This is a genomic window from Pseudomonas sp. S3_B08 (assembly GCF_054667725.1).
Window position 1 is genome coordinate 1,864,729 of the sequence record NZ_CP162750.1, and the last position, 13,402, is coordinate 1,878,130.

The window sequence follows — 13,402 nt, forward strand, 5'->3', positions numbered from 1 at the left end:
TAGACGCCGGGGAGGGCGGGTTTCATCTTCCGCCCCTTCCCCTGTGGCGCGTTGGCGACTATCTTGGGCGCGGCTTGCGATTCCATCTATCCACTTTCAGCAGCACCAAAGCGCACCAAAAGAGTGCGCAGGGTCACCCCATGACAACGTGCAATCCGCTTCAGGTTCAAGCGTTCAATACCGCCGATGTGGCCGAGCAAATCCGCGCTACACCGGGCTGGGTCCAGCATTACCAGCAGATGTCGCCGGGGCATTTCGCTGGGCAGATTCGCTATCTGGATCTGCAGGGCGTCGAGGTTTACGAAGAACAGATGAACACCCGGGTCGAACAGAATTTCAGCGCGCCATCCGGGGCTCTGGCGTTCTGTTTTGATCGCAGTGACAACGCGCTGTATCTGCTCAACGAAGAGAGCCGCAACATCTGGATCACCCCGGAGAACTACCGGGAAATCGCTGTGGTGTTCGGCCCGGATTTTGTCCGCGAGCACGGTTTACAAGTGGCAAAGCTCGAGGGATTGTTCATGTCGCCGCTGAACTGCGGACAGAACGCTTTGTTCAGCGGCTGGTTAAGCTCGACTCTCACGAAGTTATCGCAAGCTGCTGATCCACTTGATAAAGATCGCCTGACTCGGCAACTGCTCGAGGACTGCCTGTTCATCCTCGACAACGCTCAAACCCGTCTTGATCGTGGAGGATTGCAGCAGCGCAACAACGAACGCCAAATCATGAAGCGAGTAGGGGAGTGGGCGGCTGATTCGCCGGAAGACACGGTCAATCTGCTCGAAGTTTCCCACGTTGCCGGCGTACCCCTGCGCCAGTTGCAGCAAGCTTTCAAGGCCTACACCGGGATGACCCCGAGCCACTGGTTGCGCCTGAGGCGGCTAAACAGTGCGCACCGTGAATTGCTCAAGCGCCGACCTTGCGAAACCACCGTTGCCGAAGTGGCGATGCGCTGGTCGTTCTGGCATCTGGGGCGGTTTTCCAGCAGTTACCGCGCGCTGTTCAAGGAGCTGCCGAGCGAAACGCTCAAGCGCTGAGCAGAAAAAGGCTTTGTGTCCTCGCAGAAGTTAAATAGAATCAGTCTCATTTGAATCTACCTTCGCGCAGGGTCTCTTGAGATGATTGAAGCCACGTCACCGTCGGAGCAGAGCCTGCAGCAGTTGTATCGCGAGCACCGCGGCTGGCTGGAAACCTGGCTGCGCCGGCGCATGGGCAATGCGTGGGATGCGGCGGACCTCAGTCAGGACACCTTTCTACGCGTCCTGTGCAACGCGCCGCCACTGGCCGAGTTGCGCGAGCCGCGTGCGTATTTGCTCACCGTTGGCAAACGGCTGCTGAGCAATTTCTACACGCGGCGCCATCTGGAAAAAGCCTACCTCGATGCCTTGGCGCAATTGCCGGAAGCGTGCGCACCGTCGCCGGAGCAGCGCTGGTTGCTGCTGGAAACCTTGCAGGCGCTGGATGAATTGCTCGATGGCTTGCCGCGCCCGGTGCGCCGGGCATTTCTTTGGAGTCAACTCGAGGGCCTTGGCTACCGCGAGATTGCCGAGCGCTTGCAGGTTTCCGAGCGCACGGTGAAACGTTACATGGCCCAAGCGTACGAGCATTGCTTGCTGGCGGATCTGTGATGCGCGTTGCACCCAATGATGAAATGCGGGAAGTGGCGCGGGCAGCGGCGCACTGGCTGGCACTGCTCGAGTCCGGTGGTGCCAGCGAGGAAGATCACGCCCGATTGCAGCATTGGCGCGCCAGTGACAGTCGCCACGAGAACGCGTGGCAGAAAATCCAGCAGCTTCGCCAGCGTTTCGCAGGTTTGCCGCCGACGCTGGCCATGGCCACGCTGGATCGGCCGGATCCGGCGCGGCGCGCTGCTCTCAAGCGTGCCTTGGGCGTGGCGGCGCTGGTGCCGGCGGCGTGGTTGATCAGTCGGGAGCTGCCGCTGGAGGTCTGGCGCGCCGACCTGCACACCAGCACTGGCGAGCGGCGCAAAGTGCGTTTAGCGCAGGATTCTTCATTGCAGCTCAACACCGACAGCGCGGTGAATGTCGATCTGCCTGCACGTCAGCTGACGCTGATCCGTGGCGAGATGGCGCTCAACGTCGCGGGCGATTCAGCCTTTATCGTCAACGCGCCTTATGGGCGGATGATCGTCAATCACAGCGACATCTCGGTGCGCCTCAATGCGCGCGATTGCCAGGTCTGCGTGCTGCGTGGTTCGGTGCAATTGCAGCCACTGCACGGCCCGACGCTGGTATTGCAGCAGGGCCAGCAAGTCAGCCTGCAAGCTTCGGGCGCGGGAGCGGTGACGGCATTCGAAGCGTTGATGCCCGGTTGGCGCGACGGTGTGGTGATGGCGCAAAACCAGCCGCTGGGTGATTTCCTCCGCGAGCTGAGTCGCTACCGCTCGGGCGTGCTGCGCTGGGATCCGGCGCTGGAATCGCTGCGCGTCACTGGCAGCTTTCGCGTCGACGATACCGATCAAGTGCTGGCACTGCTGGCAGCCAGTTTGCCCGTCGATGTGCATACGCGAACGCGATTTTGGGTGTCACTGGTACCGCGTGCAGAAAAAACTGGCTGAAGCCTGTCCCTTTTTTCGCCTCACTGGTCATTCCAGGCAAGTGAACAAAATCGAGAGCTTCTTCCAATGCCCGCAGTATTTCCAGGTCGTTTGCGTCCGTTGTTGCAGTTGAGCCTTTTGCTGAGCCTGAGTGCCAGCCCCGTGTTGATCCAATCGAGCTGGGCCGACGATGGCAGTCGCCGCAGTTATCAGGTGCCGGCCGGTAGTCTGAGTACAGCGCTGACGCGCTTCGCCGGTCTCGCCGGCGTCAATCTGTCGGTGGATCCGGCACTGGTCAGCGGCCGCAACAGCAATGGTTTGTCCGGTGAATATGGCGTGGAGGAGGGGTTCAGCCGGTTGTTGCTGGGTTCGGGTTTGCAGCTGCAACCGGTCGGCGATCAGGCTTATACGCTGGTGCCCGCAGCGCAAGGCAGCACCTTGCAACTTGCGCCGACATCCATTCTCGGCGCGAGCGGTTCAGCGGATGCCGACGTGTTTGCTGGCGGTCAGGTCGCGCGGCGTGGCTCGCAAGGGTTGTTGGGTTCCAGGGATTTCATGGAAACCCCGTTCAGCATGACCACCTACACCAGCGAAACGGTGAAAAACCAACAGGCGCGCACGCTCGGCGATCTGATCAGTACCGACCCTTCGGTACGCGCCACCAACCCGGCCGGTGGCCGCTATGAGCAATTCACCATTCGTGGTTTCAGCTTGTTCAACAGTGATGTTGCCTACAACGGCCTCTACGGTGTGTTGCCGACTTACACCATCGACATGGAAATGGCCGATCGCGTCGACATCCTCAAAGGCCCGAGCCAATTGATCAACGGGATTTCGCCACGGGGCAGTGTAGGAGGGGGGATCAACGTCGTGCCGAAACGCGCGACCGACAAGCCGATCACCTCGCTGACAGCCAATTACGCCTCGAACAATCAAGTCGGCGGCGCGGTGGATGTCGGACGGCGTTTTGGCGAAGACAATCAATTCGGGGTGCGCTTCAACGGGGTCAAACAGTCCGGTGATACAGAATGGGATCATCAGAGTGTCGATCGCGACATGGCAGTACTCGGTCTGGATTTCCGTGGTGAACGCTTGCGACTTTCCACCGATATCGGCCACACCGAACGCGACACCGACGCACCGCAGGAACGCGTGCAAGTCGCGACCAACGCCAAGGTGCCGAACGCCAATGATGTGCGCGACAACTATGCGCAACCCTGGAGCCGGGCGCGAACCAAAGACACTTTCGGCACGCTCAACGGCGAGTTCGATGTCAGCGATTCGGTCATGCTGTATGGCGGCGTCGGCGCACGCAAAAGCAATCACGACTTCTTGCGCCACGCGGTGTCGGTGACCAATGACGCCGGCGACTTCAGCGTCCAGCCGCGCGACTTCACTCGCGACGAAAACGTTCGCACGGCTACCGCTGGGGTGCGTAACTGGTTCCAGACCGGACCTGTCAGCCATGAAGTGAACCTGGCGGCCAACTACTTTTATATGGACTTCGAAAACGGCGGCGCCCGTTACGCAGCCGGGCGCAGCAATCTCTACGACCCGGTGGAAATAGCCAGACCCGGCACGCCGACCCGCAATGACGCCAAGGTCTATACCGAGAACCGCTTCAGCGGCGTGGCGTTGTCCGACACGCTTGGCTTCTTCGACGATCGCCTGTTGCTGACTTTGGGGGCGCGCTGGCAGCGAGTCAAAGTCGATGACTGGAGCGACGGCATCAAGGGCGACACGGCTTACGATGAGGAAAAAGTCTCGCCGTCGGGCGGCATTCTGTTCAAGGCGACGGACAAACTCTCGCTGTACGCCAACTACATGGAAGGCCTCAGCCAAGGCAAAATCGCGCCATCGACATCTATCAACGAAGACGAAATCTTCCCGCCATTCATCAGCCGTCAGGTTGAAGTCGGCGCCAAGTACGACGCGGGCTCATACGCCCTGACGGCAGCGGTGTTCCGCATCAAACAACCTGCCTACGAAACCAATGCGACCACACGAGTCTTCGGCCCGAACGGCAAACGCGAAAACAACGGCGTAGAACTGAGCGTGTTTGGCGAACCGCTGAAGGGCTTCCGATTGCTGGGCGGTGTGATGTACATCGATAGCGAACTGACCCACACCACCAACGGCACATTCGACGGCAACCGCGCACCGGCGACACCGAAATACAACGTCAACCTCGGCGCGGAGTGGGATGTGCCGACTGTGCAGGGTTTGACATTGACCAGTCGTGCGATCTATTCGAGTTCGCAGTATCTGGATCAGGCGAACGACAAGGAAATCGACTCTTGGGAACGATTCGATGTAGGCACGCGCTATGCTTTCAAGCTGGACGAGAAAACGATCACCTTGCGCGCCAATGTCGAAAACGTGCTGGATAAACGCTATTGGAGCTCGGCGGGTGCATCGGATGATAGTGAGCCGGGGTTGACGCTTTCTACGCCGAGGACGTATCTGCTGTCGGCGGCGGTAGACTTCTAACGGAGCAGGGTAAGTGCGTCGATCGTCGTCGAAAATACGTTAACTACACTAAATGACCGTTTAGTTGAGCTAACAAAAAACCGTACCTGCAACGGAGAAGGCCATGATTCAGCGCAAGCCGAATGCTACAGATGTGATTGCTGCGCTGAATCTACAGCCCCATGTCGAGGGCGGTTATTACCGCAGAACCTATCAAGCCGATCACCGTGCCTGCCTCGAAACGCAGCAAGGCACGCGATATCTGCTGACCTCGATCTACTATCTGCTCACTGAGCAATCGCCGGCGGGCCAGTTTCATTTCAACCAATCCGACATCCTGCATTATTTTCAGTTGGGCGACGCCATCGAATACAACCTGATCTACGCCGACGGCTCACTGCAAACGCTGGTGATGGGCAGCGATGTTTTGGCTGGTCAGCAACTGCAATTGCACGTACCGGGTGGAATCTGGAAAGCCTCTCGATTGCTGGAAGGCTCGAATGGCTTTGGCTTGATCAGCGAAGCGGTTTCGCCTGGGTTTGATTTCGCGGACATGGAAGTCGGTAATCGCGCAAAACTCACGGCACAGTATCCGCAGCATGGAGCGCTGATTGAAATGCTTACGCGCGGTGAAGATTGAGAGTTGTAGATTGGGACAAATGCAGTTTGCAGGGAAAGCTGGTTTTGAAGCGACCGCGCAGATTCAAATCTCTCGGGCAACCACGCTAACCCTGTAACATCTTGTTACGTGTAATGTATATTATGTTAAATCGTGGATGCGAACGGCCTCAGGCTTTAGATATCAGATCCACCACTCCCAACCTCTCAGTCTAAGCAACGCCATTCGTTTGCAGCTTCAACAACCAATGTCTCTCGGTAGTCCATCCGATAAAAACCTGAGCACCTTCGCTTGCTTGGCGAGCCTCGGTCAACGGTGCACCAGAAGCCGCTACTCGCAATCCTCTAATCGCCGGCAGGAACCTTTCACGAAATGCACTAGGCTGAACCGCGAAATGAGCTTCGATACGTTCAATCGCGAAACGCATTTCTGCCTCATCAAGCATCGCTAGATAAAAGACCATTTGCCGCCAGGCATAAGCCGTATTTTTGATCACCACTAGGCTGGAGTGATAAAACCGCAACTTCATCTGCTGGCGTACGCATATCCATCTGAAGCATTCCTCGGCCATCGAAGCCAGGCGATGCTGCAACAGCGCCTTCAACCCGAGCTCACCAAACAACAGCGCAAGGTTTTGCGTCGTCAGGATCTGTTGTTGCTCGATGATTTTCCCGTTAGTCGCCGGTCGCCATGTCCCCAGGCCCGCATCAGCCCGCTGGGAGCACAATCTGGCCAATGCGTCCCTGGAACTAGCGTCAGGTCTGGAGAACCTTTTCCGCCTGGATTTCGGTTGATCAGGAAGCATCGCCAATTGGCTTGCATCAATGTCGTAGTAATTGGCGTATAGCGTGCCACCTGTCAAAGATGCTGCCTGCCTGGCAGCTCTTATGTACTTGTTCGAGAAAGCGCCCATGAAAATGTCCGAGGCGACCTCTTCCACAAAAGGCAGATCCAGCTTGGCCATCGCACCAAGCGCAGCAAATTCCTGAATGAGTTTGTTGGGCAGGATCGCTTGAGGAAAAGCGCAAAGAGTCATTGCTGCGGATTGGATCAGGGACTGTTTCGCTGCCTCAGCGACCACCGCGTCCGTTTCTCGCTGGTCCTCAACAGCCGCCACCCACGGCAATTCATTCATCCTGACCTGACTTTCCAGATCCAACAGCAACAATGAGCGGCGTTGTCGAAAGGCGCGATAGGTTGCTACAGAGAGCATCCGCAGCGACATATCGCGAAATCCTGCACTGCAGATCTCAGCCGTTATCGCTGGCAGCAGCCGCGCCACGGTATCCCCGGATGTAATCAATCCCTTATCGATCAACTCGGCAATTGTGCCCGTTCGACACAGCTCGACGCGTCGACGAATATCAGTAGGAATGCCGATACCTGTTAACAGCGAATATGCGGTCGCTTCTTCGCAGGTAACGGGTTGCAGCAGAGATGAAAAGTCGGAAACTCCGTCCGAACCGGGATACCTGCTCAGACGTGCGGCAACCGCTTTAGCAAATAGATGGTGCCCGGGTGAGGACACGTGACTGCGTTGAGACTCTCTGTGCTTTTGATGAGATTCGGATTCGGGATGACCATGCTTGCGTACGAAATCGTCGACGATCCTGCGAATTCGTCCGACTTGCCGTCCCGTAAGCGACGCCGCATCGCTAGCGCAACTCCCCAGCAATGCAAACAACTCCCCTGCCCGATCCCTTGAGCTTTCAGCTTCACCTGAAGCGCTGGGGCAAGAAGCATCGAACTGCCGCTTCAGAATATTCGCCTGCTCAAACCAGCCCTCGGGGTACCGGCGACAAGGCCAATCATCCTGATACGTCAAAAGGAAAAGCGACACCGCCGCATCGTAGAGCGGCAAGCGAGTCTCGACGACATGTTTTTGCGCTGCCAGACGCGTCTGTGCTGGGCGGTTTGAAAGCACGGTTCTGACATCACCGACAGTAAAAACCTGCACTTGCCCTGCTGAAAGCGGCGAACCGTCAGAAGCCATCGGAAAGAATCGCAGCTCTTCAAAGAAAGGCGCTATCGCTTCAACCAGGTCCCATGCGTTCTCTGTACGTTGTTGGCCCAGCAACCAGGCCACCGTCAGCAGTGCAGCTTCTTCTGGCACCTCGATTCGATAATCCCCGCTCGCCAGCTTCGTTTGCAGTACCTCAATCCCCTCCTCCGTAAGGTGCCAAGTGTTGAGATCGAGTCGCTCGAAGCCAGGACGGATACCAGGAATCGAAGCAGCCAAATGTCGCTCGTACTCGGTCAGTGCGCCACCGGCCATGTACTGCCCAGTGGCGAAACCTCCCGTGACGACTTCCAGCGTGACCCACTCAGGCACATCCGCGAATGGAGTTCGTGAGCCATACGACGCAGATCCCTGCAATATGTGCTCGATTACATTGCGCCAGCGCTCGATGCGCTTGCTCGTCTGTCCGTTATCGTCGAGGCCCGATGCAGCGAGTGCCCGAGACAGTTGAAAGGCTGCATAGCCGGCACCTATGCCGGCATTCGCATTCGATTCCCTATCGTCCCTGAGCATGAGTCCTTCCGAGCCTGCGATGTTGTGGGTCCGGGGGCTGGATTCGAACCAGCGCCCACCCGGTTAAGAGCCGAGTGTTCTACCGCTGAACTACCCCGGAACAGAGCGCGGATTGTCCACCAGCGCTGAACGATTGTGAAGATCGAAAACATTGCCGCTTGTGAACCTGAACGTAATCAGGTGATCTCGGGAAGAGTCGTCAAGACCAGCGCAGTTTGATCGAGTCCTTTGCACCGGCGTCGCGAACCAATACGCCTGGAGCCCGACGACTTTATTTCGGGTTGCGGGATTGTCAGCGAGTTTAGCGCTACTGTGCGTAATCGATTACTTCGCCGTTCCAATAGCAATTGTACGGGCTGGAGCGGCCGCGATTGGTATTGCACTCAGAATTCGTTTGAGTTCGATCCCCAGTGCCTCCCCTTCTGATTCTGCACTGATTTGCCAGGCTCCGACCCCATAGTCCGCATGATAGGTCGGGCTGATAAGCGCCGTTACTTTGTCTGCCCTAGGTATCAGCAGCAATGAAACGTCAGGCTTGATGCCCTTCCACTGGAGACTGTCGTGATAAATGTGCGCTGACTCCATTGCATCCAGGACGCTGGCGCGGGCGCTGCGATACTTCGCATCGAAAACCAAGAAGCGCTTCGTCGAAGGCGAGTCCAACGTCACGACGATGTCCGGATATCGCTCTCGCGATAAGCTTTGAAAACCGCGATGCGCAGGTTGATCAATCGCTGGGCATCGGACTTGGTAACATGCCTCAACGGTCACATCAGCCGCTATTCCCCGCCACACGATTTCTTTTAAACCCATCGATCGATATTCACGACTCCAGACGAGTTCAGGAAACTGACGTTGCAGCTGTGAGACTACAGTTACAAAGCACCACCGCTCATAAACCTCCCATGTTGGGCTGACCCACAGCGTCTCATCAGGATCCTTTCCCAACCAACCTGAACGCAACGCGTACCAACCAAACCGATAAGCTCGCGCGTATGCAGACGGATGCGGAGTCCAACCGCTTGACCGTGTGCGCACTCACCGACGTGCGATCACTCTTCAAGGTTGTTAACGGCCGCTGAGATATCTGTTTGAGCGCGCGGTGAAACCGATCCCCATAGCGCCTCAGCCTCGCAAACCAAGTCGTTGGCTGGCGCTCAGGCCATAATCGCTCGAACCAGAAAATCACCTTGGCCGGACACCTACCTGAGCTCTCAGTCGGCAAAGTTCATATCACTGCACATGAGTTCGTCTTTAGCATGGACGAGAGCAATCGTTGGCGCGCTGCCATGTGCCTCTCACCACACTCGATTCGCTCTTGGGGGCTTCACCCGCCTTAAACCCGGAGAGGCTGCGGACTTCTGAAGCTTTCGATGCCTCTCCGAGTAAAGGACGAAGAAAGATATGGAAATGCATGGCATCAAAAGCTACGGCGAGAGACTTCAGTTCGCATATACCCTTCGTGGGTTTCCAAAACTCTACGCGCTGTCACACCGAATCGGTGTGACGGACAGCGCCCTCAGTCGGTGGTTTCGTTCAGAGCCAATCAGTATGGAGAACTTCGCCAAGCTGTGCGTCGAGCTGAACGTCAATGCCGATTGGCTTCTGCTCGGCCGTGGACAGCACTCGCTCGGCGCCATGCATGACGCGCCGCATCGCAAAACGCTCGCGGACGTGATTGAAAGAATGGCCGACAACGATGTTCGTAACCTCGCCAAGTTTCTTGATGAAGTGACTACTCCAGCACCTTGAGCGCCACGCAATATTTTCAGGGCAATTCGTGAGCCCTGCTCAACCGACTGAGCTTCACGAAGGGGCCGATATTGATAACTTCTAGATGCCCAAGCAATGACGCCTGGGTATGAGCTGGAGATCATCATGTGCACTAAGGAATCTGCAAAAGCTGATGTAGAAGTGAAGTTCGAGTCCCAGAAAACGTTCAGCCTTTTCGGTCGGAACATCTCAACTTGCCAAGCGGCCCTGGGGGCTGGTGCTCACGTGCAAGTCACCAACACAGAAGGCCTGAACTACCATCTGAATGTTTTCGCGAAATGCGAGTGCGACGGGCTTCTGAAGAGACTCAACGTGGCAATCGACAAGTCCATAGGTAACCCTCCCGAAGGCTTGCGTGACGTCCCTTTCACTATCGACCGCACTTCCCATCCCGACTGGCGCTCTCGTCAAGCCTATCTTCGCGATGGTGTGGGGTTTACGAGCAGGATCATCACCTGCGCTTGGCCTGCCCTTGCGCCGCCGAAGCTGGGCAGCGTACTAACCGGTGGAACTACGACGACAATCGACGCCACAGCCATCGACTCGCAGTTGGTTTATGCCATGACCGATGCTACCCCGGAGCAGGTCAGCGCATACTCCCACCTGAACCTCTACGCACAGGGGGCTGCGCGCGCCGTCCTGAAAAACAAGGGCGTGGACATCACCAATACGGACTATCTGCAGACGAAGCAATGGTTCGATGCTGTGGTTTACCAACTGACCGATCTGGGCTTTACCGTAAAGGCAGCGAGTGGCGGCCAGGTCAGGCAGGATGTCTCTTCAGGTGACGTGGACATCGGTAGTTTGCTGACCACCATCGTTGGCACGTATCTGGGAGCGACGGAACTCGAGAGTTTCAAGCAGCTCGCGACGCTCTTGGCCAAGGATCCCAACGATTCGGGCACCCACGACTTCATGACCTTCTGGTGGAACAAGGCAAGCACTAAGGACGGCCGCACGACTGTCGCCTTTGGCCCCATCAAGAACGATCAGGGCATGGCTTCGGTGACGGTGGTTTACCTCGTGTTGGATGTGGAATTCACAGACTGGCACTCATTGTTTGTCAGCTATCACCATGAAGGTGTATTGATCCGCAGCGCTGCCATTACCCTGGATCTCGACATGGAGGTCTACAGCAACAATGAAAAAGCAATCTTCGACGCCATCTCTGGCGCAGTGGCCAATCACATCAAGACTCAGGAACTGAGTTTCGACTGATAGCCCATAAATACGGGGCTCCAGCACATATTCGCAACGCTGGAGCCCCGTTTTTTTGTGCAATGGCACTTTCCGCGCTGCCTGTCTTAGTCGACCGTGATCTGCCTTGAGGGACTGGCGCTAAGGAACGCGCAGGCGGCTCATCACCCGATTAATCTCCCCTACCACCCGCCCCGTCGCCTCCTCGATCGTTCCCTCATTCCGACACAAAAACCAACCCTGATCGGCAGCGGCTTGCTCAAAAGCCTGGGTACAAGCTACATGCTCCTCCAGACCGCGAAGCACAGTACTGCTCAAGCCACGCCGGCGTGCCCCTGCCCTCGCCCACGAAATCTCCGCCGTCGTGACCACGCCAACATGCAGGTCTGGCACCTGAACGTTGCGATCACGGTTTAATTGCAGGATTTCAGCAAACGGGACTATCCGGCGAAACGCCGCATCGGATGGATACCAGCGATCGATCAGGATGATGCTGTCGGTGGGTTGTCTGGTCAGCACGTTTCGGGAAATCCAGCTGCGGCTATCAGCGAGGCGTTGGCAGACTTCCAGTTCCAGATCCCGGTCAGGATGTCGGACGAGTCGGTTCACCAGATGCATTGTCTCGCCCCTGAACGGGTCGCTTTTTTTCTCGCACAGTCGGATGACTTTCTGGTTGTCTGCCCTCAGGACTTCAGTGATGGCCTCCAACAGCGAGGTTTTGCCGACGCCTTTGGGGCCATCAAGGGAAACAAACAGCGGACGAGTCATTGTTCACAGGCTTTAACGGGAAGTGGTGAACACTCTAACGGATTTTCAGGTTGAACCTCTTCTGCTCAGGCGGACTCCCAAACCTGAATTCAGGAGAAACCTATGACCCAGACAGCTCTAGTCGTGGGCGCCAGCGGCATTGTCGGCAGCGCCATCACCCAGTTACTTATCGACAACCAGTGGCAGGTCGCCGCGCTGTCGAGGCATCCATCTCAAGTTCAAGGCGTGATGCCTGTCGCGGCAGACCTTCAGGATACTGCTTCTCTGGAACAGGCGCTGAGGGATGTGAAACCCACGCATGTGTTCATTACCACATGGTCGCGGCAAGCCACGGAGGCCGAAAACATTCGCGTCAATGCCGCCATGGTGCGCAACGTGCTCTCGGCCATTCGCCCAGCGAAAAGCGTCAAACACGTAGCACTGGTTACCGGCCTGAAACACTATCTCGGCCCTTTCGAAGCCTATGGGAAAGGCAGTCTGCCGCAGACGCCGTTTCGCGAAGAACAGGGTCGTCTCGATGTCGAGAATTTCTATTACGCTCAGGAAGACGAACTCTTCGCCGCTGCTGAACAGGACGGTTTCACTTGGAGCGTTCATCGCCCGCATACCGTCACTGGGGTGGCCGTGGGCAACGCGATGAACATGGCAACCACCCTCGCCGTCTATGCCTCGATTTGCAAACACACCAATCGCCCTTTCGTATTTCCAGGATCAAAAGTGCAGTGGGACAGCCTCACCGACATGACCGATGCGCGGCAGTTGGCGAAACAACAACTGTGGGCGGCCACCACGCCGGCTGCGGCGAATCAGGCATTCAATATCACCAATGGCGATGTATTCCGGTGGAAATGGATGTGGGGCCGCATTGCCGAATACTTCGACCTGCCTGCTGCCGATTATCCCGCTTCAGTCTCACCCCTTGAAAAGCAGATGGCTGACGATCAAGCCGTATGGACGCAAATAGTCGCGGAGCACGGTTTGAAAGAGTCCGATATCAATCGCCTGATTTCTCCATGGCATACCGATGCCGACCTTGGTCGCCCCATCGAAGTGGTCACGGACATGTCGAAAAGCCGCCTGATGGGCTTCACTGCCTATCAGGCGAGTGATCAGGCATTTTTCGACGTGTTCGACAAACTGCGCGAGATGCGCTTGATCCCCTAGGCGGTTCCAGACAGATAAGGTGGGCACCTGGCGTGTCCCCTCATTCAACAGTAATTTCCACGCCCTCGCCCCCCACATCTGCGACTTTCATTCGCCCTGTGAAATCCTCCTGCCTGTCACCGGCAGAACGCAGCCAATCGTATAGCCCAACTCCAAAATAGCGCCTTCGACAGGCACTGCTCTGTATCCAAGTGTGTACGGACGCAAACACGTTACACAACATTGATCTTCCCGCCCCCTCAGACACAAGCGAGATACACCAGCACGATGAACTGCGCCCACGGCCAGCGCAGTTGCTCCTGTGCCTGAAACCTCTCATCAG

The 13,402-nt window shown here is 56.9% G+C and carries 12 protein-coding genes and 1 tRNA gene; 8 read left to right on the forward strand and 5 right to left on the reverse strand.

Features of this window, described 5'->3' with window-relative positions:
• Positions 1-140 precede the first annotated feature (140 nt).
• From AB4N73_RS08600 to AB4N73_RS08620, 5 genes are all read left to right on the forward strand, one after another.
• A complete protein-coding gene (locus AB4N73_RS08600; RefSeq protein WP_460143261.1) occupies positions 141-1,037 on the forward strand; it encodes a helix-turn-helix domain-containing protein in 897 nt (298 codons plus the stop codon).
• 81 nt (positions 1,038-1,118) lie between these two features.
• Positions 1,119-1,628 carry a sigma-70 family RNA polymerase sigma factor gene (locus AB4N73_RS08605; RefSeq protein WP_375123712.1) on the forward strand — a complete coding sequence of 170 codons (510 nt, stop codon included), beginning with the start codon at positions 1,119-1,121 and terminating at the stop codon, positions 1,626-1,628.
• Complete coding sequence (locus AB4N73_RS08610; protein WP_460143262.1) at positions 1,628-2,578, forward strand: FecR domain-containing protein; 951 nt, start codon at positions 1,628-1,630, stop codon at positions 2,576-2,578. The genes AB4N73_RS08605 and AB4N73_RS08610 overlap by 1 nt, the downstream gene beginning before the upstream one ends.
• Positions 2,579-2,644: 66 nt before the next feature.
• Positions 2,645-5,047 (forward strand): TonB-dependent siderophore receptor, encoded by a 2,403-nt coding sequence (locus tag AB4N73_RS08615; protein ID WP_460143263.1) that lies wholly within the window; start codon positions 2,645-2,647, stop codon positions 5,045-5,047.
• 103 nt (positions 5,048-5,150) lie between these two features.
• Positions 5,151-5,666 carry a cupin domain-containing protein gene (locus AB4N73_RS08620; RefSeq protein ID WP_460143264.1) on the forward strand — a complete coding sequence of 172 codons (516 nt, stop codon included), beginning with the start codon at positions 5,151-5,153 and terminating at the stop codon, positions 5,664-5,666.
• A gap of 190 nt (positions 5,667-5,856) precedes the next feature.
• Here the strand turns inward: AB4N73_RS08620 and AB4N73_RS08625 are convergent, their stop codons facing one another.
• From AB4N73_RS08625 to AB4N73_RS08640, 4 genes are all read right to left on the reverse strand, one after another.
• The gene (locus AB4N73_RS08625) at positions 5,857-8,178 is read right to left on the reverse strand and encodes a hypothetical protein (RefSeq protein ID WP_460143265.1); all 2,322 of its coding nucleotides are present in this window, start codon (positions 8,176-8,178) and stop codon (positions 5,857-5,859) included.
• A 25-nt stretch (positions 8,179-8,203) separates the two neighbouring features.
• A tRNA-Lys gene (locus AB4N73_RS08630) sits at positions 8,204-8,278 on the reverse strand.
• A 224-nt stretch (positions 8,279-8,502) separates the two neighbouring features.
• Positions 8,503-9,216, reverse strand: coding sequence for a nuclease domain-containing protein (locus AB4N73_RS08635; RefSeq protein WP_460143266.1), 714 nt, complete (start codon positions 9,214-9,216; stop codon positions 8,503-8,505).
• On the reverse strand, positions 9,110-9,367 hold the full coding sequence (locus AB4N73_RS08640) for a DUF2357 domain-containing protein (RefSeq protein ID WP_353956547.1): 258 nt from the start codon (positions 9,365-9,367) through the stop codon (positions 9,110-9,112). The genes AB4N73_RS08635 and AB4N73_RS08640 overlap by 107 nt, the downstream gene beginning before the upstream one ends.
• Before the next feature lie 215 nt (positions 9,368-9,582).
• On the opposite strand from AB4N73_RS08640, the gene AB4N73_RS08645 reads away from it, so the two are divergent.
• Together AB4N73_RS08645 and AB4N73_RS08650 are read left to right on the forward strand one after the other, a co-directional pair.
• On the forward strand, positions 9,583-9,930 hold the full coding sequence (locus AB4N73_RS08645) for a helix-turn-helix domain-containing protein (protein WP_052392211.1): 348 nt from the start codon (positions 9,583-9,585) through the stop codon (positions 9,928-9,930).
• Between the two features lie 126 nt (positions 9,931-10,056).
• The gene (locus AB4N73_RS08650; protein WP_236168815.1) at positions 10,057-11,169 is read left to right on the forward strand and encodes a hypothetical protein; all 1,113 of its coding nucleotides are present in this window, start codon (positions 10,057-10,059) and stop codon (positions 11,167-11,169) included.
• Positions 11,170-11,289: 120 nt separating this feature from the next.
• Here the strand turns inward: AB4N73_RS08650 and AB4N73_RS08655 are convergent, their stop codons facing one another.
• Positions 11,290-11,916 carry a dTMP kinase gene (locus tag AB4N73_RS08655; protein ID WP_236168814.1) on the reverse strand — a complete coding sequence of 209 codons (627 nt, stop codon included), beginning with the start codon at positions 11,914-11,916 and terminating at the stop codon, positions 11,290-11,292.
• Positions 11,917-12,018: 102 nt separating this feature from the next.
• Here AB4N73_RS08655 and AB4N73_RS08660 point away from each other — a divergent pair, with 102 nt between their 5' ends.
• Entirely contained in the window at positions 12,019-13,080 is a 1,062-nt protein-coding gene (locus AB4N73_RS08660; RefSeq protein ID WP_460143267.1) for an SDR family oxidoreductase, read from the forward strand.
• Positions 13,081-13,402 lie beyond the last annotated feature (322 nt).